The 24792-nt window shown below is 70.7% G+C and carries 21 protein-coding genes and 1 pseudogene; 7 read left to right on the top strand and 15 right to left on the bottom strand.

Translation table 11 applies throughout. The features are described 5' to 3' along the window. Positions 1 to 6: 6 nt before the first annotated feature. The 3 genes from AB0I21_RS29585 to hrcA all read right to left on the bottom strand — a co-directional run bounded on the left by AB0I21_RS29585 (position 7) and on the right by hrcA (position 2943). Positions 7 to 702, bottom strand: coding sequence for a 16S rRNA (uracil(1498)-N(3))-methyltransferase (locus AB0I21_RS29585; RefSeq protein WP_360566025.1), 696 nt, complete (start codon positions 700 to 702; stop codon positions 7 to 9). Between the two features lie 61 nt (positions 703 to 763). Continuing rightward, a complete protein-coding gene (gene dnaJ, locus AB0I21_RS29580; protein ID WP_344511975.1) occupies positions 764 to 1888 on the bottom strand; it encodes a molecular chaperone DnaJ in 1125 nt (374 codons plus the stop codon). Between the two features lie 32 nt (positions 1889 to 1920). Further along, a complete protein-coding gene (hrcA, locus tag AB0I21_RS29575; RefSeq protein ID WP_344511977.1) occupies positions 1921 to 2943 on the bottom strand; it encodes a heat-inducible transcriptional repressor HrcA in 1023 nt (340 codons plus the stop codon). Between the two features lie 185 nt (positions 2944 to 3128). Here hrcA and AB0I21_RS29570 point away from each other — a divergent pair, with 185 nt between their 5' ends. Continuing rightward, positions 3129 to 3764, top strand: a complete 636-nt coding sequence (locus AB0I21_RS29570) for a DUF4870 domain-containing protein (RefSeq protein WP_360566023.1) — start codon at positions 3129 to 3131, stop codon at positions 3762 to 3764. 86 nt (positions 3765 to 3850) lie between these two features. Here AB0I21_RS29570 and hemW read toward each other — a convergent pair whose 3' ends face one another. Further along, complete coding sequence (hemW, locus tag AB0I21_RS29565; protein WP_360566021.1) at positions 3851 to 5047, bottom strand: radical SAM family heme chaperone HemW; 1197 nt, start codon at positions 5045 to 5047, stop codon at positions 3851 to 3853. A gap of 17 nt (positions 5048 to 5064) precedes the next feature. Between hemW and AB0I21_RS29560 the strand changes: the two genes are divergently transcribed. From AB0I21_RS29560 to AB0I21_RS29550, 3 genes are all read left to right on the top strand, one after another. Next, complete coding sequence (locus AB0I21_RS29560; protein WP_360566019.1) at positions 5065 to 5841, top strand: enoyl-CoA hydratase-related protein; 777 nt, start codon at positions 5065 to 5067, stop codon at positions 5839 to 5841. 86 nt (positions 5842 to 5927) lie between these two features. Then, positions 5928 to 6824, top strand: coding sequence for a hypothetical protein (locus tag AB0I21_RS29555; RefSeq protein WP_360566095.1), 897 nt, complete (start codon positions 5928 to 5930; stop codon positions 6822 to 6824). A gap of 124 nt (positions 6825 to 6948) precedes the next feature. Continuing rightward, positions 6949 to 7869 (top strand): phytanoyl-CoA dioxygenase family protein, encoded by a 921-nt coding sequence (locus AB0I21_RS29550; RefSeq protein WP_360566017.1) that lies wholly within the window; start codon positions 6949 to 6951, stop codon positions 7867 to 7869. Between the two features lie 125 nt (positions 7870 to 7994). Here AB0I21_RS29550 and AB0I21_RS29545 read toward each other — a convergent pair whose 3' ends face one another. The 8 genes and pseudogenes from AB0I21_RS29545 to AB0I21_RS29510 all read right to left on the bottom strand — a co-directional run bounded on the left by AB0I21_RS29545 (position 7995) and on the right by AB0I21_RS29510 (position 14719). Beyond that, positions 7995 to 8276: a GlsB/YeaQ/YmgE family stress response membrane protein gene (locus AB0I21_RS29545; RefSeq protein WP_360566015.1), complete on the bottom strand. Its 282-nt coding sequence runs from the start codon at positions 8274 to 8276 to the stop codon at positions 7995 to 7997. A gap of 67 nt (positions 8277 to 8343) precedes the next feature. Continuing rightward, a complete protein-coding gene (locus tag AB0I21_RS29540) occupies positions 8344 to 8799 on the bottom strand; it encodes an NUDIX hydrolase (protein WP_360566013.1) in 456 nt (151 codons plus the stop codon). Positions 8800 to 8840: 41 nt separating this feature from the next. Further along, the gene (gene lepA / locus AB0I21_RS29535; RefSeq protein ID WP_360566011.1) at positions 8841 to 10721 is read right to left on the bottom strand and encodes a translation elongation factor 4; all 1881 of its coding nucleotides are present in this window, start codon (positions 10719 to 10721) and stop codon (positions 8841 to 8843) included. 132 nt (positions 10722 to 10853) lie between these two features. After that, a complete protein-coding gene (locus AB0I21_RS29530) occupies positions 10854 to 11408 on the bottom strand; it encodes a YbjN domain-containing protein (RefSeq protein WP_360566009.1) in 555 nt (184 codons plus the stop codon). Positions 11409 to 11701: 293 nt separating this feature from the next. Continuing rightward, positions 11702 to 12211, bottom strand: a pseudogene (locus AB0I21_RS29525) (hypothetical protein); the annotation flags it as partial. Beyond that, the gene (locus AB0I21_RS29520) at positions 12199 to 12600 is read right to left on the bottom strand and encodes a thioesterase family protein (RefSeq protein ID WP_344511997.1); all 402 of its coding nucleotides are present in this window, start codon (positions 12598 to 12600) and stop codon (positions 12199 to 12201) included. The gene AB0I21_RS29520 and the pseudogene AB0I21_RS29525, both read right to left, overlap by 13 nt. Position 12601: 1 nt before the next feature. Further along, positions 12602 to 14281, bottom strand: coding sequence for an energy-dependent translational throttle protein EttA (ettA, locus tag AB0I21_RS29515; protein ID WP_360566007.1), 1680 nt, complete (start codon positions 14279 to 14281; stop codon positions 12602 to 12604). A gap of 81 nt (positions 14282 to 14362) precedes the next feature. Next, the gene (locus AB0I21_RS29510) at positions 14363 to 14719 is read right to left on the bottom strand and encodes a hypothetical protein (RefSeq protein ID WP_360566006.1); all 357 of its coding nucleotides are present in this window, start codon (positions 14717 to 14719) and stop codon (positions 14363 to 14365) included. A gap of 334 nt (positions 14720 to 15053) precedes the next feature. Between AB0I21_RS29510 and AB0I21_RS29505 the strand changes: the two genes are divergently transcribed. Next, positions 15054 to 16454, top strand: coding sequence for a trehalose-6-phosphate synthase (locus AB0I21_RS29505; protein ID WP_344512003.1), 1401 nt, complete (start codon positions 15054 to 15056; stop codon positions 16452 to 16454). A gap of 81 nt (positions 16455 to 16535) precedes the next feature. Further along, positions 16536 to 19100 carry a trehalose-phosphatase gene (gene otsB / locus AB0I21_RS29500; RefSeq protein WP_360566003.1) on the top strand — a complete coding sequence of 855 codons (2565 nt, stop codon included), beginning with the start codon at positions 16536 to 16538 and terminating at the stop codon, positions 19098 to 19100. Between the two features lie 75 nt (positions 19101 to 19175). Here otsB and cobA read toward each other — a convergent pair whose 3' ends face one another. From cobA to cobC, 3 genes are read right to left on the bottom strand one after another with little or no spacing between them, the layout of a single operon-like run. Beyond that, positions 19176 to 20381: a uroporphyrinogen-III C-methyltransferase gene (cobA, locus tag AB0I21_RS29495; RefSeq protein WP_360566001.1), complete on the bottom strand. Its 1206-nt coding sequence runs from the start codon at positions 20379 to 20381 to the stop codon at positions 19176 to 19178. Further along, positions 20378 to 21433, bottom strand: coding sequence for a nicotinate-nucleotide--dimethylbenzimidazole phosphoribosyltransferase (gene cobT / locus AB0I21_RS29490; protein ID WP_360565999.1), 1056 nt, complete (start codon positions 21431 to 21433; stop codon positions 20378 to 20380). The genes cobA and cobT overlap by 4 nt, the downstream gene beginning before the upstream one ends. 1 nt (position 21434) lies before the next feature. Beyond that, positions 21435 to 22466: an Rv2231c family pyridoxal phosphate-dependent protein CobC gene (cobC, locus tag AB0I21_RS29485; protein WP_360566093.1), complete on the bottom strand. Its 1032-nt coding sequence runs from the start codon at positions 22464 to 22466 to the stop codon at positions 21435 to 21437. A 113-nt stretch (positions 22467 to 22579) separates the two neighbouring features. Here cobC and AB0I21_RS29480 point away from each other — a divergent pair, with 113 nt between their 5' ends. Beyond that, positions 22580 to 24667 carry a transglycosylase domain-containing protein gene (locus AB0I21_RS29480; RefSeq protein ID WP_360566091.1) on the top strand — a complete coding sequence of 696 codons (2088 nt, stop codon included), beginning with the start codon at positions 22580 to 22582 and terminating at the stop codon, positions 24665 to 24667. Positions 24668 to 24792 lie beyond the last annotated feature (125 nt).

Here is a 24792-nt window from a genome sequence, read left to right as displayed (position 1 = left end):
CGGTCCTCACCAGCGGCCGAGGCGGACCGACAGGGCGGCCAGGGCGGCGGCGCCCGCCGTCGACGTGCGCAGCACCTCGGGGCCCAGCCGCACCGGGACGGCGTCGGGGAACGCGGCCAGCTCCTCCGGGGCGATGCCGCCCTCGGGGCCGACGACCAGGGTGATGTCGCCGCCGAGGGGGACGGTCGACAGCGGTTCCGACGCCTCCTCGTGCAACAGCAGGACGGTGCCGGCAAGGGAGAGCTGCTTCGTGGTTCGCGCGTCGGTGACCTCGGGCAGCCAGGCGCGGCGGGACTGCTTGACCGCCTCGCGGACCGTGGACCGCCACCGTTCGACCGGCTTGGCGTCCTTCCACCGCGCGATGCTGCGGGCCGCCTGCCACGGCACGATGCGGTCGACGCCGAGCTCCGTCATCAGCTGCACGGCCAGCTCCGCCCGCTCCCCCTTGGCGATCCCCTGCACGACGGTGATCCTCGGGTCGGGTGCGGGGACCTGCTTCAGTTCGCCGAGGTCGAGATCGAGCGCGCCCTTGTGCGCGGCCGCGACCACCGCCTGCCGCAGGCCGCCGCGGCCGTCGCAGAGCAGGAGCGCCTCACCGGGCGAGAGCCGCTGCACGTTGGCCGCGTGATGCCCCTCCGGCCCGTCGAGCCGCCAGTGGTCCCCGACCGGAAGATCGGGGACCAGGAAGAGCGGAAGGCTCACGCAGCGACACCCGGACCGGACAGCCCACACGCGTGAACGCCCTCCGCTACGCTCCGGCCGCTCACGCGTGTCCGTTGAAGGCGTCGCGCACACGGGAGAAGAAGCCGCCCTGCTTGGACAGCTCGGCGACCTCCTCGCCGCGGGTGCGGGCGAAGTCGCGCAGCAGCTTCTCCTGCTCCGGCTCCAGGCGCGTCGGGGTGCGCACGTCGAGGTGGACGTGCAGGTCACCGCGGCCGGTGCCGCGCAGGTGCGGGACACCCTTGCCGCGGATGCGCAGCGTCTGGTTGGGCTGGGTGCCGGCCTTGACGTCGACCGTCTCCTCGCCGTCGAGGGTCTTGATCGTCAGCCGGGTGCCGAGGGCCGCCGCCGTCATCGGGACGGTGACCCGGCAGTGCAGGTCGTCGTCCTTGCGGGAATACACGTCGTGCGGGCGCTCGTGGATCTCGACGTAGAGGTCCCCGGGCGGGCCGCCGCCGGGGCCGACCTCGCCCTGCTGGGCGAGGCGGATGCGCATGCCGTCCTCGACGCCGGACGGGATCTTCACGGTCAGCGTGCGGCGGGTGCGGACCCGGCCGTCGCCGCCGCACGTCGCGCACGGGTGCGGGATGACGGTGCCGAAGCCCTGGCAGGCCGAGCACGGCCGGGCCGAGACGACCTGGCCGAGGAACGTGCGCTGCACCGACTGGACCTCGCCGCGACCGCCGCAGATCTCGCAGGTGGTCGGGTGGGTGTTGGGCGCGGTGCCGGCGCCGGTGCAGGTGCTGCACACGACGGCGGTGTCGACGGTGATCGGTGCCTCGACACCGAACGCGGTCTCGTGCAGGTCGAGGTCCAGCCGCAGGATCGCGTCGGCGCCCGGCCGGATCCGCGGGCGAGGCCCGCGGCTGGCGGTCGTGCCGAAGAACGCGTCCATGATGTCCTGGAACCCTACGAACGCCCCGCCCTGCGGGCCGGCCCCGCCGCCACCGGGCGCGAGCGGGTCGCCGCCGAGGTCGACCATCTCCCGCTTACGCGGGTCGGACAGCACCTCGTAGGCCGCGTTGATCTCCTTGAACTTCTCCTGTGCCACAGGATCGGGATTGACGTCCGGGTGGAACTCGCGCGCCAGCCGCCGGTAAGCGCGCTTGATCTCGTCGGCCGTGGAGTCCCGTTTGACACCGAGAATTCCGTAGTAGTCCTTCGCCACTGAGTCCTATGCCCCTGACTCGTCCATGAGGTTCAACCTTGTCCCAGCAGATCGCCGACGTAGCGTGCCACGGCACGCACCGTGGCGATGTTTCCGGGGTAGTCCATCCGCGTCGGCCCGAGCACACCCATGCCGCCCACCACGATGGAGCCCGGCCCATAGCCGGTCGCCACGATGGACGCGCTGCGCAGGTCCTCGATCTCGTTCTCGTCGCCGATGCGGACCCGGGTCATGCTCGGCTCGACCTCGCCGAAGAGCTTGAGCAGGATGACCTCCTCCTCGAGCGCCTCGAGGATCGGCCGCAGCGAACCCTGGAAGTCCAGCAGACCGCCGCGGGCCAGGTTGGCGGTGCCGGCGAGCGCGATCCGCTCCTCGGTGCGCTCGACCAGGGTCTCCAGCAGGACGGTCGACAGGACGGTCATCGGCGGGCGCAGGCTCGGCCCGGACTCCTCGACGAGCGCCTGGACGAGTGGCGGGGTGTCCACGAGGCGCTTGCCGACGAGCTTCTCGTTGATCCTGCGGCGCAGCTCGGTGACGTCGTCGGCGAGGATCGGGCCGGGCAGGTCGACCATCCGCTGCTCGACCCGGCCGGTCTCGGCGATCATGACCACCATCAGCCGGGTGGTGGACAGCGGCACCAGCTCGAAGTGGCGCACGCTGGCCCGCGACAGGCTCGGATACTGCACGACGGCGACCTGCCGGGTCAGCTGCGCGAGCAGCCGCACGGTGCGGTGCACGACGTCGTCGAGGTCCACGGCGCCGATCAGGAACCGCTCGATCGCCCGTCGCTCGGCGGGGCTCAGCGGCTTGACGCGGGACAGCTTGTCGACGAAGAGCCGGTAGCCGGCGTCGGTGGGCACGCGACCGGCGCTCGTGTGCGGCTGCCGGATATAGCCCTCCTCCTCGAGGACGGCCATGTCGTTGCGGACCGTCGCCGGAGAGACCCGCAGGTTGTGCCGCTCGACGAGGGCCTTGCTCCCGACGGGCTCCTGGGTGGCGACGTAGTCCTCGACGATGGCACGCAGGACCTCGAGCTTGCGCTCGTCGAGAGCCATGCGCACCTCCTCGAGAAACTGGCACTCCCACTTTGTGAGTGCCAGTCTACGTCGCCCGCGCCGCCCACGGAATGATCGTCATGTGTGCGAACCGCCGCTATTGGACTGGTCTGCGCCAAGTTTGTCCAAAAGAAGTCATGCCACGTCGCTGGCGATACTTGATCGGTACCCCTACCGTGGCCCCCATGAGTGAACCACCTCGCCCCGGGGAGTACGGCGTGCCGCAGGACCCCAACAACCCCTATTCGATGCCGGGCGGGGCACAGTATCCGCCGCCGGGCCCGGACTACGGCCAGCAGCCGCCGGTCTCCGGTGGAGGTTACCCGCCGCCGACCAGCGGCGCGGGCTACCAGGACCCGAACGCCTACCAGCAGGGCGGTTACCAGCAGCCCGGTGGCTACCAGCAGCCCGGCGGTTACCAGCAGCCCGGCGGTTACCAGCAGCCGGGTCAGTACGGATACCAGCAGCCCGGTGGATACCCCGGCGCCGGCCCGGTCGGCTACGCGAACAGCGACGAGAAGACCTGGGCCCTGATCGCGCACTTCGGTGGCATTTTCATCGGCTTCATCGCCCCGCTCATCGCGCTGCTGGCCAAGGGCAACGAGTCGCCCACGGTCAAGGCGCACGCCAACGAGGCGCTGAACTTCCACATCACGTGGGGCATCATCCTGTTCGTGGGCGCCCTGCTGTCGGTGTGCACCTTCGGCCTCACGCTCATCGTGCCGTGGATCGTCATCGTCGTGTTCGCGATCATCGCGGGCATGAAGGCCAACGGCGGCGAGCTGTACCGCTACCCGATGACGTACCGCTTCATCAAGTAAGGCCCGATCGTTCGAGGGGCGGCCATCGAGCCGCCCCTCGCCATGTCCGGCCCCTCTGAGGGCAGGTCAGGTCAGGTGAGGGCAGGTCAGGTCAGGTCGCGGGCCACGGCGTCCGCCAGCAGGCGGCCACGCAGCGTGAGCACGGCCCGGCCCTCGGCGAACGGCTCGGCCTCCAGCAGCCCGTCGTCGAGGCAGCGGCGGGCGCCCTCCAGCGCCGGCGGCTCCAGGACGGCCAGGGGCAGGCCCGAGGCGAGCCGGATCCGCAGCAGCACGTCCTCGAAGCGCCGCTCCTCCTCGGTCAGCACCTCCCGCGCGTGCCCCGGCGACGCACCGTCGGCGAGGCGCGCCGCGTACGTGTGCGGGTGCTTCACGTTCCACCACCGCACCCCCCGCACGTGGCTGTGCGCGCCGGGCCCGAGGCCCCACCAGTCGCCGCCGCGCCAGTAGAGCTCGTTGTGCCGGCAGGGCGAGTCGCGGGACCAGTTCGACACCTCGTACCACGTCATCCCGGCCTCCGTCAGGGCCTGCTCGGCGGCGAGGTAGCGGTCGGCGGCCACGTCGTCGTCCGGGAACGGCAGCTCGCCGCGGCGCATGCGGGCCGCCAGCCGGGTCCCGTCCTCGACGATCAGGGCATACGCGCTCACGTGGTCCACGCCCGAGCCGATCACGGTGCGCAGGGACGCCGCGAAGTCCTCGGGGCGCTCGCCGGGCGTGCCGTAGATCAGGTCCAGGTTGACCCGCTCGAACCCGGCCGCGTGCGCCTCCGCGACCGCCGCCGCCGGCCGCCCGGGGGTGTGCCGGCGGTCGAGCACCGCCAGGACGCCCGGCGCGACGGACTGCATGCCCAGGGAGATCCGGTTGAACCCGGCCGCGCGCAGCTGCCGCAGCCCCGCCGCGTCGACGGACTCCGGGTTGGCCTCCGTGGTGACCTCGGCGTCGCCGGCGAGGCCCCAGGTGCGGTCGATGCCGTCGAGGATGCGGGCCAGCTCCGCCGGCGGCAGCAGCGTCGGCGTGCCGCCACCGAAGAAGACCGTGTCGACCCGCGGTGGCGCGACCACCTTGGCGGCCAGGGCCAGCTCGTCGAGGACCTGCTCGGCATAGCCGGCGCTCAGGACGCCCTCGTCGGCGGTGTACGTGTTGAAGTCGCAGTACCCGCAGCGGGACGCGCAGAACGGGACGTGGACGTAGACCCCGAACCCCGCCTCCCCCGCCGCGTCGGCGACCCCTTCGGGCAGCGCGCCGTCCCGCGGGATCGGCTCACCTTCTGGCAGTGTTCCGGGCATTTCACTAGTGTGCCCGCATGCCACTCGTACGGTCACAGACGGCGCATGGCGTGGCGACGGTCACGCTCGACAGCCCCGCCAACCGCAACGCGCTGTCGACGGCCCTGATCGAGGAGCTTCTCGCCGCGCTCGCCGCCGCCACCGCGGACGACGCCGTGCGGGTCGTCGTGCTCACCCACACCGGGCCGGTCTTCTGCTCGGGCGCGGACCTGAAGGAGACCGCGGCCGCGTTCGGCTCGGGCAAGCCGCCGATCAACCGGCTCGGCGAGGTGCTGACCGCGATCTGGGAGTGCCCGAAGCCCGTCGTCGCGCGGCTCACCGGGCCCGCCCGCGCGGGTGGCCTGGGCCTCATCGCCGCCGCCGACATCGCGGTCTGCTCGCTCGAGGCGACGTTCGCGTTCTCCGAGGTGCGCATCGGCGTCATCCCGGCCGTGATCTCCGCCACGGTGCTGCCGCGGCTGTCCCCGCGCGCCGCCGCGGAGCTGTTCCTGACGGGGGCGACGTTCGACGGCGCCCGGGCCCGCGAGATCGGTCTGGTCACCGCCGCCGTCGCCGCCGACCAGGTCGACGAGGCCGTCTCGGCGTTCGTCGCGGCACTGGTACGGGGAGCGCCGGGCGCCCTGCGCGGCACGAAGGAACTGCTCCGGCGACGGAAAGCCGACACGTTCCGTGACGAGCTGGCGGCCATGACAGAACTTTCCGTGTCGTATTTCGGTTCCGCCGAAGGAATCGAGGGAATCATGGCATTCCGGGACAAACGAGACCCAAACTGGATCCCTGACGGCGTCGCCTGAACGGCCGGACCCGTCCCGTCCCGGTGTGTAGCGCGGGGATGTGGTGGCGGGTGGGACGTACGCTGGTCAAGTTCTCAGGTCAGGAGGTGACGATGCGTACACGACACGTGCTGATCGCGATCGTGGTGCTCGGCATCGTCGCGACCGCCGGCATCTACGCGCTGCTGCAGAAGGTCGGCGACCACCTGCCGGCGCTGCTGCCGCCGGGCCGCGCCTGCGTCATCGACGCCGGTAGCGCGCCCGCCGCGTCGTCCGGCTCCTCCTCGACCGTCACCTCCGTGCCGCTGGACTCGGAGCAGGTCGCCAACGCCGCCACCATCACCGCCGTCGGCCTGCGCCGCGGCGTGCCCCGGCGGGCGCTGGTCGTGGCCCTCGCCACCGCGTGGCAGGAGTCGAAGCTGGAGAACCTCGCCGGCGGCGACCGCGACTCGATCGGCCTCTTCCAGCAGCGGCCCAGCCAGGGCTGGGGCAAGCCCGAGCAGATCGCCGACCCGCGCTACGCGGCGAACGCCTTCTACACCGCCCTGCTGAAGGTCAAGGGCTGGGAGAAGATGCGCGTCACCGACGCCGCGCAGGAGGTGCAGCGCAGCGCCCACCCCGAGGCGTACGAGAAGTGGGTCGACGAGTCGGAGATCATGGCCCGCGCCCTGAGCGGCGAGGCCACCGGCGCCGTCTCCTGCACCGTCACCGAGTCCTCCAGCCACGGCGTCGAGGCCGCGCAGACCCTCGCCGCCGGCGTCAAGCTCGACTGGGGCAACGTCAGCACCGCCGACGTCACCGACCTCGTCGGGGTCGCGCTCAAGGTCCGCGAGCAGAAGACCGGCTGGCAGTACGCGCACTGGATGGTCGCCCACGCCCAGGACCACGGCGTCAAGCGGGTCGCGTTCAACGACATGGAGTGGACCGCGAAGAGCGGCAGCTGGGCCCGGATCACGCAGCGTGGCGGCGCCGGCGGCGACCGCGTCGTCGCCGAGGTCTACTGACGCGCAGGTTGCACGCCGTTCGGACGCGATTTCGCACTGTCCGGTGGAGAACTCCCGACTCGGTCCGTTGTACACCTCGCGTTACCATCGGTCGTTCCCTGGTTGACGAAAGTAAGGGGAGGACATGACGTCCGCTGCACCCGACTACGGCGGTCTGACCGGCTATGAGCCGATCAGCGAGGCCGACCGCAAGGAATTCCTGGACCAGGGCTTCCTGCTGGTCCGCAACGTGTTGAAGGAAGACCACCGCGCGCAGCTCGAAGCCGCCATGGACCGGGTCTACGCCGAGGAGCAGGCGGCCGGCTCCAGCAGCATGAAGAAGGACGGCACGCTGCACCTGCTGGGCTTCCTGAACCGTGACGAGCTCTTCGGGCACCTGCTGACCCAGCCGACCCTCTTCCCATACATGTGGGGCCTGGCCGGCTGGAACATCTACACGCACCACAACCACCTCGACATCACCCCGCCGGCGGCGATGACCGAGGCTCCCTCGTGGGGCTGGCACCAGGACGGGTACCGGCAGAACTCCGACCCCGAGACCATGGACCCGAACCTCCCGCGGCCCATGTTCTCGCTGAAGATCGCCTACGTCATCTCCGACCTCTCGGAGAAGGGCCGCGGCGCCACCAAGGTCATCCCGGGCAGCCACCTCTGGAACTCGCTGCCCCGCCCGGCCGACACCACGGTCGAGAACCCGGACCCCGAGGGCACCGTGGAGATCACGGCCAACCCGGGCGACTGCTTCATCTTCGACCGGCGCCTCTGGCACTCCCGGTCGCCCAACTACTCCGAGGTCACCCGCAAGATGCTGTTCATCGGTTACACGTACCGGTGGATCCGCAACCTCGACGACATGCCGATCGACTACGACGGCGAGTGGTGGGCCAACCGCACCCCCGTCCAGCGCCAGCTCCTGGGCGAGGCCACGCACACGGCCAACTACTGGGGCATCAACTGGAACGGCTACATCGACGAGGAGATCCCCCTCCGCAAGGAGCTCAAGACCCGCGGCCTCCTCGACCGCTCCATCCCCTGGCTCCGCTAGCTTTACCCCCCTGCCTGACCGAAGCGGCCGTGCCCCTCAACCCCTGAGGCGCACGGCCGCTCCGCGTCCACCCCGCGCGAAGGCCCCCAGTCCGGGGAGGCTGGGGGCCTGACGCGATGGGGGTGTTACAGGGTGCTGCGGCGCCCGCGACCGGACACGCCGACCACCAGGGCCACGCCGACCGCGGCGACCAGCACCTGGATCAGCAGCTCGCCCCAGTCGACACCGGGGGTGTCGGTGGAGATGCCGATGGCGTTCGCGATGACGGTGCCGAGCAGGGCGGCGACCACGCCGATCACCATGGTCAGCCAGATCGGGATGTTCTGGCGGCCGGGGACGACCAGGCGCCCGAGCGCACCGACGATCAGGCCGACGATCAGTGCCGTGATGATTCCGGTGACAGTCACGGTGTCCTCCTTCAGAGCCTCAACCTGGGGGATTGCAGTTGCGGTTGCGCTCTTATTGCCCGTGACCTCAGGTGACCAAACGCCCCGGCGATCGACGAACCTCGCGTATGGCCGACTCCATCGTGATGAACGCGAGAGGGGGCGGATCGGACAAAGGCACCCAGGCATACTCGGTGCCTTCGGACGTGTCGAGGGTGATGGTGGCGCCGGGGGCCAGCCGGGCCAGCCAGAAGCAGTCCAGGACGGACAGCTGTTCGTTCTGGTACTCGTAGGTGCCGATCCACATGCCGACGAAGTCGCCGAGACGGACCTCGACGCCGAGTTCTTCGCGGGCCTCGCGGACCGCCGCGTCGCGGGGGTGCTCCCAGCCGTCGCAGAAGCCGCCGGGCAGATCCCACCAGCCGACCTGCGGCGGGCGGGCGCGGCGGATGACGACGAAGCGGTCGGCGTCGTCGAAGATGATGGCGGTGCCGGTCGGGCGGGGGTTGAGGAAGACCTCGTAGCCGCAGGTGGCGCACTCCACCGGCGGGGCGTCCGTGGACGCCCCGCAACGGGGGCAGTGCTTCACTTCTTCGGCTTGTCCGCGGTGGGGGCGTCGGACGTGGACAGTGCGGCGATGAACGCCTCCTGCGGCACCTCCACGCGGCCGACCATCTTCATCCGCTTCTTGCCTTCCTTCTGCTTCTCCAGCAGCTTGCGCTTCCGGCTGATGTCACCGCCGTAGCACTTGGCGAGCACGTCCTTGCGGATGGCGCGGATCGTCTCGCGGGCGATGATCCGGCTGCCGATCGCGGCCTGGATCGGCACCTCGAACTGCTGGCGCGGGATGAGCTTCTGCAGCTTGGAGGCGATGGTGACGCCGTAGTTGTACGCCTTGTCCTTGTGCACGATCGAGCTGAAGGCGTCCACCGGCTCGCCGTGCAGGAGGATGTCGACCTTCACCAGGTCGGCCTGCTGCTCCCCGCTGGGCTCGTAGTCGAGGCTGGCGTAGCCCTTGGTGCGGCTCTTCAGCTGGTCGAAGAAGTCGTAGATGATCTCGCCCAGCGGCAGCGTGTAGCGCAGCTCGACGCGGTCGGCCGACAGGTAGTCCATGCCCTGCAGGGAGCCGCGGCGGCCCTGGCACAGCTCCATGACGGCGCCGACGAAGTCGTTGGGGGTCAGGACGGTGGCCCGGACGGTCGGCTCGTAGATGTTGCTGCTCTTGCCGTCGGGGAACTCGCTCGGGTTGGTGACGGCGTGCTCCTTGCCGTCCTCCATGATCACCCGGTAGACCACGTTGGGCGCGGTGGAGATCAGGTCGAGGTTGAACTCGCGTTCGAGGCGCTCCTGGATGATCTCCAGGTGCAGCAGGCCGAGGAAGCCGCACCGGAAGCCGAAGCCGAGCGCGGCGCTGGTCTCCGGCTCGTACACCAGGGCGGCGTCGTTGAGCTTGAGCTTGTCCAGCGCGTCGCGCAGCAGCGGATAGTCCGAGCCGTCGATCGGGTAGAGCCCCGAGTAGACCATCGGCTTCGGGTCCTTGTAACCGCCGAGCGGCTCGGTGGCCGGCTTGGCGTTGATGGTGACCGTGTCACCGACCCGGGACTGGCGCACGTCCTTCACGCCGGTGATGAGGTAGCCCACCTCGCCGGCGCCGAGCCCGTCGCTCTTGATCGGCTCGGGCGAGATGACGCCGATCTCCAGCAGCTCGTGGACCGCGCCGGTCGACATCATCCTGATCCGGTCGCGGGCGCCGAGCCGGCCGTCGACGACCCTGACGTACGTGACGACGCCGCGGTACACGTCATACACCGAGTCGAAGATCATCGCGCGGGCCGTGCCGTCGTCGCTGCCGACGCCGGGGGTGGGCAGCTGGCGCACGATCTCGTCGAGCAGGTGCGCCACGCCGACGCCGGTCTTGCCCGACACGCGCAGGCAGTCGTCGGGCTCGCAGCCGATCAGGTGGGCGAGCTCCTCGGCGTACTTCTCGGGCTGCGCGGCCGGCAGGTCGATCTTGTTGAGCACCGGGATGATCGTCATGTCGTTCTCGAGCGCGAGGTACAGGTTGGCGAGCGTCTGCGCCTCGATGCCCTGCGCCGCGTCGACCAGCAGCACCGCGCCCTCGCAGGCGGCCAGGCTGCGGGAGACCTCATAGGTGAAGTCGACGTGGCCCGGGGTGTCGATCATGTTGAGCACGAACTGCTCGCCGGTCAGGTCCCCCTCGCGGACCCGCCACGGCATGCGGACGGCCTGGCTCTTGATGGTGATGCCGCGCTCGCGCTCGATGTCCATGCGGTCGAGATACTGGGCCCGCATCTGCCGAGCGTCGACCACCTCGGTCAGCTGCAGCATCCTGTCGGCCAGCGTCGACTTGCCGTGGTCGATGTGCGCGATGATGCAGAAGTTGCGGATCCGGTCCGGCACGGTGGCACCGGGACGGTTCACGCCGGGGTCGTTCGTCGGTGGCACAGGCGTCCGTTCTCCGAGTTGGCGGGGATCAGACCCCTATCGTCCCATGCCCACGGATCACGTCGAAGCGGCGCCGGTACGCGGCCCCGCCGTTACCGGAAATGTCCGGAAAAGGCGGGGCACACAGCAGCGTCAGAGCAGTGCGCCCTCGTCGTGCAGCCAGTCGACGAACCCCATCGCGACGACGGCCGCGCAGTCGACGAGCTCGGCGATGAGCTCGGGGTGGGCACCGGACAGCAGGGGCACCTGCATCTCGGCGTAGATCGGGAGCTGGCCGCGGTCGGTGGGGTCGCCGACGTAGGCCTTGTAGAAGCGGCGTGTGTGGTTCCACTCGTTGACCACCCGGTAGGACCGGTCGGCCCAGTCCGGGGGCACCGTGGCATGCGGCCTGGCACGCACGACGAGGATCTCGTCCGATGGCCCCTCGAGGGCGAACAGCACAGCGTGGCGCTCCCACAGCGCGAGAAGGCTGCCATCCCCATCTGTCAGGTATCGAATCTCCAGCTGCTCGAGGGCCTCAGCGACCCGCAGCAACGTCACCGGTGCGATCACGCCCGCACCCGCGTCCGGGGCTCCGTCGCACACCGCGTCGGTCACCGGAATCGGCTCTTCCCGTGCCAGCTGCGCGACGGTCGTGTCGGTCTGCGACCCGTCCGTCTGCTCGGCACGCCATGGCCACTTTGGCATCGTCCCGCGCTCCCTAGCTCCCCCGTGGCCTCCACCCGCAATTGCGGTCCGTCGCCGAGTGATTTCGCTCGGCGGTGGACCCGAATGAGGACGGTACCCGTTCGGACGAGTTTCAGCAGCCCCCAATTTCACCCTCGCCCCACCCGTTCGGGTGAGGGTCTTACCACCGTCTATCCGATGAAGAGAGTCTTGGCAGCACGATGCCAGGCTGAGCCATATGCGCAGGCCAGAGCCGTCCATGGACCCGATTTCCGAACATCGACGAAGTCTCGTGCAGGTGCACGTTCGCTCGTCATGAACCCCATTCGCACGACCGCCTGCACGAGCCGTTGGGGGATCTCGACCCGCTCGCCGCCGTCGGTCGTCACGACGATCGGCACATGATCGAGCAGCGCGTCGCGGAGCACCCGGGAGCCGACCGCGCGGCCACCCACGCCCTCCGCGGCGGCGGTCCGCAACGTGTCCGCCGCGGCCGCCCCGACCCGCCGGATGTCGGCACCCGGGATGCGCTCCACGACCACACCCGCGTCCCCGGGGATGGACCACAGCCACTCGCTGTCCCGGATGGCGGGAAGATTGCCATCGAGCACAGTCATCAGCTCGCGGGCCAGGACGGTGTGATCGCCGTCGACGCGTCCGGGGACGCCGCGGCTCACCAGGACACCCCACGGCAGGCGCGACCAGAGGGTGACGCGCCCGTCACCGGCCGGCCGGAGCCGGACCAGTGCGCCCGTGTCGAGGCGGACCGCCCGGGCCAGGAACGCCCGGGCGTCCGCGATCCCGGAATCCGCTAGCCAAGCCACGGGGACAGGAACTCGCGCTCGACGTCCTTGACCCGGCGCGGCCGGCCGGCGGCGAGGTCGAAGGGCACGCAGACGGTCCGCGCGCGGGACGCGACCACGTCGCCGTCGAAGAGCTCGTAGGCGACCGTCAATCGGCTCGCCTTGATCTCCTCCAGCCACAGCTCGATGCGCACGGGATCGCCGTAGTCGATGGGCCGCAGGTAGTCGATCTCATGACGTGAGATGACGATGCCGTCCTCGAATGTCTGCAACCCGGCCGACTTCGCCGCGGTGAACATCAATGCCACGCGCGCTTCCTCGTACAGGGTGAGGAAGCGCGCGTTGTTGACGTGCCCGTACGCGTCCAGGTCGGACCAGCGCAGGGCGCAGTGGTAGACGAAGCGGGCCACCTCAGTCGCGGGTGAGCTTGCGGTAGGTGACGCTGTGCGGGCGCGCCGCCTCCTGGCCGAGCCGGTCGACCTTGTTCTTCTCGTACGACTCGAAGTTGCCCTCGAACCAGAACCACTTGGCCGGATCCTTCTCGTCGCCCTCCCAGGCGAGGATGTGGGTCGCGACCCGGTCGAGGAACATGCGGTCGTGGGAGATGACCACTGCGCAGCCGGGGAACTCCAGCAACGCGTTCTCCAGCGACGACAGCGTCTCGACGTCGAGGTCGTTGGTCGGCTCGTCGAGCAGCAGCACGTTGCCGCCGATCTTCAGCGTCAGCGCCAGGTTGAGCCGGTTGCGCTCGCCGCCGGACAGGACCTTCGTCGGCTTCTGCTGGTCGGGGCCCTTGAAGCCGAACGCCGCGACATACGCCCGGGACGGCATCTCGACCTTGCCGACCATCAGGTGGTCGAGGCCGTCGGAGACGACCTCCCAGACCGTCTTGTCGCCGTCGAGGCCCGACCGGCTCTGGTCGACGTAGGACAGCTTGACCGTCTCACCGACCCGGACCTGGCCCGCGTCGGGCTGCTCGAGGCCGACGATCGTCTTGAACAGGGTGGTCTTGCCGACGCCGTTGGGGCCGATGATGCCGACGATCCCGTTGCGCGGCAGCGAGAAGGACAGCCCGTCGATCAGCACCCCGCGCTCGTCGAAGCCCTTCACCAGCTCCTTGGCCTCGATGACCATGTTCCCCAGGCGCGGGCCCGGCGGGATCTGGATCTCCTCGAAGTCGAGCTTGCGGGTCTTCTCGGCCTCGTTGGCCATCTCCTCATAGCGCTCGAGGCGGGCCTTCGACTTGGTCTGGCGGGCCTTGGCGTTGGAGCGGACCCACTCCAGCTCCTCGGTGAGGCGCTTCTGCAGCTTCTGGTCCTTGCGGCCGGCGACCGCGAGCCGCTGCGCCTTCTTCTCCAGGTAGGTGGAGTAGTTGCCCTGGTAGCCGTGGACCTGGCCGCGGTCGACCTCGGCGATCCACTCGGCGACGTGGTCGAGGAAATACCGGTCGTGGGTGACCGCGAGCACGGCGCCCGCGTACTTCTGCAGGTGCTGCTCCAGCCAGTTGACACTCTCGGCGTCGAGGTGGTTGGTGGGCTCGTCGAGCAGCAGCAGGTCGGGCGCCTCGAGCAGCAGCTTGCACAGCGCGACGCGGCGGCGCTCACCACCGGAGAGCGTGGTGACGTCGGCGTCCGGCGGCGGGCAGCGCAGCGCGTCCATGGCGAGGGCGAGCGCGGAGTCGATGTCCCACGCGTCGGCGTGGTCGAGCTCCTCCTGCAGGCGGCCCATCTCCTCCATCAGCTCGTCGGTGTAGTCGGTCGCCATGAGCTCGGCGACCTCGTTGAACCGGGCGAGCTTCGCCTTGGTCTCGGCGACGGCCTCCTCGATGTTGCCGAGGACGGTCTTGCTCTCGTTGAGCGGCGGCTCCTGCAGGAGCATGCCGACGGTGTAGCCGGGCATGAGCCGGGCCTCGCCGTTGCTCGGCTTGTCGAGCCCGGCCATGATCTTGAGCAGGCTCGACTTGCCGGCGCCGTTGGGGCCGACCACGCCGATCTTCGCGCCGGGCAGGAACGACAGCGTGACGTTGTCGAGCACGACCTTGTCGCCGTGCGCCTTGCGCGCCTTCTCGAGCACGTAGATGTACTGCGCCACGGTGCGCCCCTACCTCCGGTAAGTCTGTGTTCGCGTCGGGTCAATCTTTCCAGGCCATGCCGCCCGCCCCCAAATCGGGCGTCACTTCCTCGGCTGGGACTCCCGCACGTCCTCCGAAGTGGTCTGCTTGCCGGCGATCACGAGCTTGTCCCGGGAGACGGTGTACGTGGTGCCCTCGTTGGTCGCGATGTACTTGTCGTTGCCGGCGTTGGTGACGTTACCCCTGGGAACCAGGAGCCCGTTGTCGCCCTCGATCGGCGTCTCGCCGGACCCGTCGACACCCGAGAAGTTCTTGCGCCTGTCGTGCCCCTGATACCACAGGCCGTCGCCGTCCGCCTCCAGGCAGATCCAGACCTCGTGCCGGTCGGTGCGGACGTACAGCTGCAGGACCAGCGGCAGGGCCGCCTTGCCGTCGCGGTCCTTGACCCCGTCCTCCATGAAGGCCGGGCACGGCATGCCTTTCGGGGCGGCCTGGCTGGTGACGGAATCGACAGGCCGGGAAGACTGTCCGTTGCCGGCATTTGACTTAGGGTCATCAATGTCTCGACGCCCTAGCACGAATCCGAACAATGCACCGATGACGGTCAGGATCAGCAAAGCGAGCAGGACGACGGTGAGCGTCCGGCCCCGTTCGGGCTCGGCGTAGGCATCGTGCGAGGACATGCCCAGCAGGATCGCACCTGTGAGCCAGGACGCTGCATGCTGCCGGGCACTTCGCGGATCAGTAGGCTGAAAGTACGAGGGTGGATCACCCAGGGGGAGGACACGACACGTGGCTGGAAACAGTGCATTCGTGGTGGTCGCCAATCGACTGCCGGTCGACAAGGTGGTCGGACCGGACGGCGAGGTCAGCTTCCGCAGGAGCCCAGGAGGCCTCGTAACGGCACTGGAGCCGGTCCTGCAGCAGCGCAACGGGACGTGGGTGGGCTGGTCGGGCGGCACGGGGGACGCGCAGCTGCCCGAGGAGACCTTCGAGGCGGGCGGGGTGCAGCTGCACCCGGTCGCGCTGAGCGCGGGCGAGGTCGAGCGGTACTACGAGGGGTTCTCCAACTCCAGCCTGTGGCCGCTCTATCACGACGCCGTGGAGACACCGATCTTCAAACGACGATGGTGGGAGTCGTACCGGCTGGTCAACGAGCGGTTCACGAAGGCCGTCGCCGACGACGCGGCACCCGGCGCCACCGTATGGATCCAGGACTACCAGCTGCAGCTCGTGCCGGCGCTGCTGCGCGAGACCCGACCCGATCTCAAGATCGGGTTTTTTCTGCACATCCCATTTCCCCCGGTCGAACTGTTCATGCAACTACCCCGCCGGGCGGAACTTCTCAAGGGTCTGCTCGGTGCCGATCTGGTTGGTTTCCAACGGCCACTCGGCGCGCAGAACTTCGTCCAACTGTCCCGACATCTGCTGGGCACCCGGGTGCGGCGCGGCGTCGTGGAGTGGGAGGGCCGCACGGTGCGCGCCGAGGCCTTCCCGATCTCGATCGACGTCGAGGAGATGGAGCGGCTCGCCGCCTCGCCCGAAGTGCAGGCCAGAGCCAAGGCGATCAGGACCGAGCTGGGTGAGCCGAAGACGATCATCCTGGGAGTGGATCGTCTCGACTACACCAAGGGGATAGAAAGAAGGCTGAAGGCCTTCCGTGAATTGTTGTCGGATGGACGACTCACGGCGCCGGATACGGTGATGGTACAAGTGGCTACGCCGAGCCGGGAGCGAGTGGAGCACTACCAGACGCTGCGGGTGAACGTTGAGCGTGAGGTCGGGCGGATCAATGGGGAGTACGGACGAGTTGGCCAACCGGCCGTGCACTACCTGCATCAGTCGTACAGTCGGGCTGAGCTGGCCGCGTTGTACGTCGCGGCCGACGTCATGATGGTGACTCCCCTGAGGGACGGCATGAATCTCGTTGCCAAGGAGTATGTCGGCGCCCGCGCCGACGGTGGCGGCGCGCTCGTGCTGTCGGAGTTCGCCGGCGCGGCGGCCGAGCTGCGACAGGCCTTCCTGTGCAATCCGCACGACCTCGACGGGGTGAAAGACGCACTCATGCGTGCGATCCACGTCGACCCGGTCGAAGGGCGCAAACGGATGCATGCTATGCATTCCCACCTGCGCTCACACGATGTCCGCGCCTGGGCGGACGCGTTTCTCGACGCTCTCGGCGCAGCATCATGACGACCACACGACCGCCCTTGCACCGCCGTGTGCACGTCAAATGCCCAAACGACCTCCATCGCTCCCACGAACAGGCCGGACATGAACCAACACTCGGCGACAGGCAGCGTCCTCTCGCTCGACCCGGACCTCCGCGCGGCGGTGCTGCGCGTCGCCCGCGTGCCGAACCTTCTGGTGGCATGTGACTACGACGGCACTCTCGCCCCCATCGTCGCCGACCCTACGAAGGCGACCCCCAGCCCAGAATCCGTAGCGGCCGTCCGCGCGTTGTCCTCGTTGCCACAGACGACCGTCGGCGTGATCTCGGGCCGCGCGCTGCGCGACCTCGCCGCACTCTCGCGCCTGCCGGCCGAGGTGCGGCTGGTCGGCAGCCACGGCTCCGAGTTCGACGTCGGCTACGTCGACGAGCTGCCCCCGGAGCGCCAGCAGCGCCGCGCGGAGCTGCACGCGGCGCTCACCGCGATCTGCCGCGACCAGCCGGGCGTGCGCCTGGAGGCCAAGCCGGCCAGCGTCGCGGTGCACACCCGCGCGGCGCCGCGCGACGTCGCCGGGCGGGTCTTCGACGCGGTCCGCAGCGGTGCGGCGCTGTGGCCCGACATCGAGGTGACCACCGGCAAGGAGGTCATCGAGCTGTCGGTGGTGCCGACCGACAAGGGCCTCGCGGTCGACGCGCTGCGGATGCAGGTGTCGGCGAGCGCCATCGTGTACCTCGGCGACGACGCGACCGACGAGAAGGCGTTCGCCCACCTGCACGGCCCCGACCTGGGCATCAAGGTCGGCTCCGTGGACGGCGGCACCGAGACGCTGGCCCGCTTCAGCATCCCCGACGCCGAGGCGGCCGTGAGCGTGCTGGAGCTGCTGCTGCACACCCGGCGGCGCTGGCTCTTCGGCGAGCAGGCGGTGCCGATCGAGCGGCACTCGATGCTCTCCAACACGCACACCGTCGCGCTGCTCACGCCGGCGGCCCGGGTCACCTGGCTGTGCCACCCGAAGCCGGACTCCGGCGCGGTCTTCGCCGACCTGCTCGGCGACACCGCCGCGGGCCACTTCACGGTCCAGCCGGAGAAGGGCGGGATCCCGCTGGGTCAGCGGTACCGCCCGGGCACGATGACCGTGGAGACCCGCTGGTCGGGCCTCACCGTCACCGACTGGCTCGACCACCACCGCACGGGCAACTCGCTGATCCGGGTGCTGTCGGGCAGCTCCCGGGTCCGGGTCGACTTCGTGCCGCGGCCCGACTTCGGCCAGGTGCACATCCGCCTGCAGCCGCTCGGCGACGACGGCCTGCTGGTGCTCGGCTCCAACGAGCCGATGGTGCTCTACTCCCCCGGCATCGAGTGGGAGATCAGCTCCGACGGCCACAGCGACCTGGCCCGTGCCACGGTCGACCTCGGCGCCACCGGCGGCAGCGCCATGCTGGAGCTGCGGCTGGGCACCGACTCGATCGAGCCGCCGCGGGTGCAGCTCGATGAGCGGCAGATCGCCGCGGAGGCCGCGTGGCGGGACTGGTCCGACGCGCTGAAGCTGCCGTCGGTCGCCCGCGACCTGGTCCGGCGCAGCGCGCTGACGCTGCGCGGCCTGTGGCACAAGCCGACCGGCGCGATCCTGGCCGCGGCGACGTCGTCGCTGCCGGAGGAGGTCGGCGGGTCGCGCAACTGGGACTACCGGTACTGCTGGCTGCGCGACGCCTCGCTGACCGCCAAGGCGCTCGTCGACCTCGGCTCGACCGAGGAGGCCGAGTCGCTGCTGAAGTGGACGCTGAAGGTCGCCGACAACACCGACGGGCACCCGGAGCGGCTGCACCCGCTGTACAACCTCGACGGCACGGAACTCGGGCCGGAGGCCGTCATCGAGGCGCTGCCCGGCTACGCGGGCTCCCGCCCGGTGCGGGTCGGCAACGCGGCCAACGGCCAGGTGCAGCTCGACGTGTTCGGCCCGGTCGCCGACCTGGTCACCACGCTCGCCGAGCTGCGCCCGCCGGAGGACGGCGACTTCGCCCTCATGGAGCAGATGGTCGAGGCCGTCGAGCGGCGCTGGCACGAGCCCGACCACGGCATCTGGGAGGCGCGCCGGCGGCCCCGGCACTACGTCTACTCGAAGGTCATGTGCTGGATGACCGTGGACCGCGGCATCCAGCTCTTCGAGCGGGCCGGCCGCCCCGTGCCGGAGTCGTGGGGGCCGCTGCGCTCCACGATCGCCGAGAACGTGCTCGACAAGGGCTGGGACGAGAAGCTCGGCGCCTACACCGTCGCGTACGGCTACGACGAGATGGACGCGTCGGTGCTGTGGATCGGCCTGTCGGGGCTGCTCGCCGACGACGACCCGCGGTTCCTCGCCACCGTCCTGGCGGTCGAGGCCGACCTGCGGGAGGGTCCCACGGTGTACCGGTACCGCTGGGACGACGGGCTGCCGGGCGTCGAGGGCGGCTTCCACCTGTGCACGACCTGGATGATCGAGGCGTACCTGCGCACCGGCCGCCGGGCGGACGCGGAGGAGCTCTTCGCCCAGTTCATCGAGTGTGCCGGCCCGACGGGCCTGCTGCCGGAGGAGTACGACCCGCTGACCGAGCGGGCCCTGGGCAACCACCCGCAGGCCTACTCGCACCTGGGCCTGATCCGCTGCGCCCTGGAGCTCGACCGCTCCTGATCCACCGTTCCCATGATCCGGAAGACTTCGTGCAGCTATAGGTGCACAAGGTCTTCCGGATCATGAGGTTTCGGCTCAGGCGGCGAGGGCGTCGACGACCGGGCCGACGACGATCACGGCCGGTGGGCGCAGCGCCGCCTCCTTCACCGCGTCGGCGACCGTGGAGAGCCGCGCGCGCACGACCTTCTGGTCGCGGGTCGTGCCCTCCTGGATCACCGCGACCGGGGTGTCGGGCGCGCGGCCGTGCTCCTGGAGGACGGCGGCGATCGCCGGCAGGTTCTTCAGACCCATCAGGATGCTCAGCGTGCCGCGCAGCCGCGCGAGGGCCGCCCAGTCCACCAGCGACTCGGGGTGCGCCGGCGCCAGGTGGCCGGAGACGACGGTGAACTCGTGCGCCAGCCCCCGGTGGGTGATCGGGATGCCGGCCGCGGCGGGCACCGCGATGGAGCTGCTGATCCCGGGGACGACGCTCACCGGTACACCGGCCGCGACACAGGCCAGAAGCTCTTCACCGCCGCGTCCGAAGACATACGGGTCGCCGCCCTTGAGCCGGACGACGAACTTGCCCTGCCGGGCGCGGTCGACCAGCACCCGGTTGATCTCCTCCTGCGCGGCGGACGGGCCGTAGGGGATCTTCGAGGCGTCGAACAGCTCGACGTCGTGGCGCAGCTCGTCGAGCAGCAGGCCGGCGGCGAGCCGGTCGATGACGACCACGTCGGCGGCCGCGAGGAGCCGGCGGCCGCGGACCGTGAGCAGCTCCGGGTCGCCGGGGCCGGAGCCCACCAGCGCGACCCGGCCCGGACCGGCCTCGGGCGGGGTGGTCGCGAGGATCGAGCCGGTCGCGAGGTGCTCGCCGATCGCGTCACGGACGGCGACGGCGCGGGCCGGGTCGCCGCCCCCGAGCACGGCGACGGTCACCGGCCCCTGGCGGGTCACCGCGGGGGTCCAGGCGGTGGCGGCGTGCCGGTCGTCGGCGCGGACGCAGAAGACCCGCCGGGCGGCGGCCAGCTCGCTGATCTCGGCGGCCGCGGCGGGGTCGCTGACCGCCACGTGGACCAGCCACGCGTCCTCGATGTCGCCCGGCTCGAAGCGCCGCGCGCGCCAGGTGACCCGGCCCGCGTCGACGTGGGCCTGCAGGGCGGGGGTGATGTGGGGAGACACCAGCACGACGTCCGCGGCGGCGTCGAGCAGTGCGGGGACGCGCCTGGTGGCCACGGCACCGCCGCCGACCACCAGGACACGCAAGCCGTCGAGCACCAGACCGAGGGGGTATGGGTTCACTTGTGGGCTACTCCAGCTGAGTCGAAAGTGGCTACCTCGTGCAACACGCGGACAGCACTGGCCACGATCGGCAGCGCCAGCACGGCGCCGGTGCCCTCGCCCAGGCGCAGGCCCAGGTCGACGAGCGGTTCCAGCTCAAGATAGCCGAGCGCCACGCCGGCTCCGGGCTCGGCCGACCGGTGCCCGGCGATCATCGCCGAGGTGCTGGCCGGGGCGAGCGCGGCGGCGGCGAGGGCCGCCGACGCGGCGATGACCCCATCGATGATCACGGGTACGCGCAGCGCCGCGGCCCGCAGGATGTAGCCGACGAGGGCGGCGTGCTCCAGGCCGCCGACCGCGGCGATGACGTCGACCGGGTCCTCGGCGTGCAGCGCGACGACCGCGGACGTGACGACCGCCACCTTCCGGGCGTGGGTCTCGCTGTCGATGCCGGTGCCCAGCCCGGTCACCGACGCGGGGTCGGCGTGCGTGAACGCCGCGATCAGCGCCGCCGACGGAGTGGTGTTGGCGATGCCCATGTCGCCGGTCAGCAGCACCTTCGCGCCGCCGTCGACGAGCTTCTGGGCGATGTCGATGCCGACCTCGATCGCCTGGAGCGCCTCCTCGCGGGTCATCGCCGGCCCGGCGCTCAGGTCGCGGGTGCCGGGGCGGACCTTGCGCAGCTCCAGGCCGTCGGCGGGGTCGAGGGTCGCCTTCACGCCGACGTCGACGACGGTCACGCTCGCGCCGCACTGCCGGGCGAACGCGTTGACGACCGCGCCGCCGGCCAGGAAGTTGGCGACCATCTGCGCGGTGACCTCCTGCGGCCACGGCGTCACCCCCTGCGCGTGCACGCCGTGGTCGCCGGCGAAGATCGCCAGCGCGGCGGGCTGCGGGATGGGGGGCGGGCAGGCGCCGGCGAGGCCCGCCAGGCGCACCGCCAGCATCTCCAGCGCGCCGAGGGACCCCGGCGGCTTGGTCAGCCTGGCCTGCAGCGCCCTGGCCGCCGCGATCGCCTCGTCGTCGAGCGGCCGGATCGCCGCGATTGTCCCAGAAAATGTCTCAGTGAGCACGTCACCCTCCCAGTACCTTGGACAACACCGCGACGAACGCGTCACTCGTGGCAGTGTCCCGCACCGCAATACGTAACCAGTCCGGGCCCAGTCCCGGGAACGTTTCGCCACGTCGCACCGCGAACCCGTGCCCGCGCAGGGCGTGCCGGACCCGGCCGCCATCGACGACCCTGACCAGGACGAACGAGCTGCGCGGTACACCGGCGATCTCCACACCGGCGGCTCGCAGCGCGGCGACGAGGTGGTCGCGGTCCGCCGTGAGCCGCTCGGCGATGGCCCGCTCGGTCTGGACCGCGAGGGGCGACGCGCAGGCGGTGGCGGCGGCGAGGGCGGGGGTGGAGACGCTCCACAGCGGCGCGTGCCGGTCGAGCTCGGCGATCAGGTCGCGGGGACCGAGGACGTAGCCGATGCGCAGGCCGGCGAGGCCCCAGGTCTTGGTCAGGCTGCGGATGACGACGACGTCGCGGTTGCCGCTGAGCGACTCGGGCTCGCCCGGGACGGTGTCGGCGAACGCCTCGTCGACGACGACCGTCCGGCCGGGCCGGACCCATCCCGCGATTTGTGCGGATTTATGCAGACATGAGGTTGGATTGGTGGGGTTGCCGACTATGACGAGGTCGGCCGATTCCGGCGGATCTTTCAGTGCGAATCCGTCGTCGGCCGACAGCAGCAGCCGGTCCACGGCGTGCCCCACGGTCAGCAGCGCGCTCTCCGGCTCGGTGAACTGCGGATGCACCACCACCGCGTGCCGGGGGCGCAGCACCTGAGCGAGCAGCGTGAACGCCTGCGCCGCGCCGGCCGTCAGCAGCACCTCGTCCACCGGCCGGCCGTGCCGCGCCGCGATCGCCGCGGTCGCCTCCGTCCGGTCCGGGTATCGCGCGAGGTGCGCCAGGGACGCCGCGACCGGCTCCGTGAGCCACGACGGGGGCGTCTCCTGTCGCACGTTGACCGCCAGGTCGACCAGACCGGGCGCGACCTCGGCATCGCCGTGGAACCGCAGCATCAGGCGATCGTCGCGTACGGCACGGCGAATTGTCCTAGCTTGGAGGTGTGATCGCGCGCACGCTGCGAGTGGCCGGCGGATTCCTGGCCCTCGTCCGGACCGGCCTCATCGTCGGGCTCGCGATCGCTGCCCTGGTCTATCCCATGGTCGCGCTCACCGGCGTGGGCGTGAAGCGCGGCACCGACGCCCTGTCGATGCCGGTCGGCGCGCTGCGGTCCTCCCTGCCGGCGCAGACCAGCCACGTCTACGCGGCCGACGGCACGACCCTCCTCGCCCAGTTCTACGAGGAGTACCGCACGTACACCACCATCGACACGATCTCGCCCACGATGCAGCGGGCGATCGTCGCCGCCGAGGACGCCCGCTTCTGGGAGCACCACGGCGTCGACTTCAAGGGTGTCGCGCGGGCGTTCGTCGCGAACCAGAAGGCGGGCTCGGTGTCGCAGGGCGCGTCGACGCTCACCATGCAGTACGTGCGCAACGTCCTGCGCGACAGCGCCGACACCCCGGCCGAGGTGTCGGAGGCGACCGAGCAGACCGGCGCCCGGAAGCTGCGCGAGATGAAGCTCGCCATCGAGCTCGAGAAGCACATGAGCAAGACCGAGATCCTGGAGCGCTACCTCAACGTCGCCTACTTCGGTCACCGCGCCTACGGCGTCCTCGCCGCCGCCGAGGTGTACTTCTCGAAACGCCCCGCCGACCTCACCGTCCCCGAGGCGGCGCTGCTGGCGGGCCTGGTGCAGGCGCCGTCCTCGTACGACCCGGCGGCCACCGACGCGGCGGCCGCCACCGCCCGGCGCGACTACGTCATCGACCGGATGGCCGAGCTCGGGCACGTCAACGCCACCGACGCCGCCGCCGCGCGCGCCACCCCGATCGCGCTGAAGCTCAGCGAACCGCCGAACGACTGCCTGGAGACCCGGGCCGGCTGGGGCTTCTTCTGCGCGATGTTCCGGTCCTGGTGGGCCGCGCAGCCCGGGCTCGGCGCCAACCCGCAGGAGCGCCTCGACCGGCTGCGGCGCGGCGGGTACACCGTGACGACCTCCCTCGACCCGCGGGTCCAGGACATCGCGCAGGCGCAGGTGCTGAAGCGGGAGAAGACGCGCAGCGCCTACGCCCTCGGGCAGGTCGCGGTCGAACCCGGCACCGGGCTCGTGCGGGCGATGGCGGTGAACCGCACGTACTCCCTCGACCGCGCCAGCAACGGCCCGCACTCCGACCCGCGCCAGCGCAAGCGCCTCCGCGGCAACTACCCGAACACCGTCAACCCGCTGCTCGGCGGCGGCGACATGGCCGGCTACCAGGCCGGGTCGACGTTCAAGATGTTCACGATGCTCGCCGCCCTCGAACAGGGCATGCCGCTGGACACCGCGATCAACTCGCCGAAGACGTTCGTCTCCAAGTACAAGACGGGTCGCGACAGCCCGGCGCGCTGCGGCATCGACAGCTGGTGCCCCTCCAACGCCTCGGCCTCCATGACCGGCCGGCACACCATGTGGTCGGGCTTCGGCAGGTCCGTCAACACGTTCTTCGTGCAGCTGGAGCAGCGCGTCGGCGCCGAGGCCGCGGTCCGCATGGCCGAGCGCCTCGGGCTGCACTGGCGCACCGGCATCGACAAGCTGCAGGCCTCCCCCGCGAAGGCGAAGACCTGGGGCGCCTTCACCCTGGGCGTCGCCGACACCACCCCGCTGGAGATGGCCGGCGCGTTCGCCACGGTCGCCGCCGACGGCATCCACTGCGAGCCGATCCCCGTCGTGTCCATCCGGCAGCAGGACGGCTCCGAGGCCCTGGATGCGCAAGGTGTACCGGTGGCCCGCCCCCGCTGCGCCCAGGTGATCTCGCCGGACGTCGCCCGCGGCGCGATCGACGCGGCCCGCTGCGTCACTGGGTACAAGGCGGCGACCGGCGACTGCGGCGGCGCGGGCACGGCGGCGCGCGTCTACGGGACGGTCCAACGGCCCGTCGCGGGCAAGTCAGGCACGACGGACGACAACCGGGCCGCGTGGTTCGTCGGCATGACGCCGGGGCTGACGATCGCCGGGTTCATCGCCGACCCCGACAACCCGCTGCACCGGGTCGGCTCCGCGAACGCCGGCAAGCCCCGCGAAACGGTCGCCGACACGCTGCGCGACGCGCTCGCCGGCACCGCCGTGCGCCAGTTCACGCCGCCCAGCAATCTCGTCGCCCACGGCACGAACGCCAAGCCTCGCGTGCTGAAAAACCGCCGCTGAGTTTTCAGGCGCCGCCGCCGTTTTCAGGCACCGCCGCCGTTTTCAGGCACCGCCGCCGTTTTCAGGCACCGCCGCCGTTTTCAGGCACCGCCGCCGTTTTCAGGCACCGCCGCCGTTTTCAGGCA

It is taken from the genome of Dactylosporangium sp. NPDC050588, assembly GCF_040654975.1.
GTDB lineage: Bacteria > Actinomycetota > Actinomycetes > Mycobacteriales > Micromonosporaceae > Dactylosporangium > Dactylosporangium maewongense.
The sequence above is the reverse complement of the archived record's forward strand: the minus strand, read 5'-3'. Positions and strand labels throughout refer to the sequence as shown.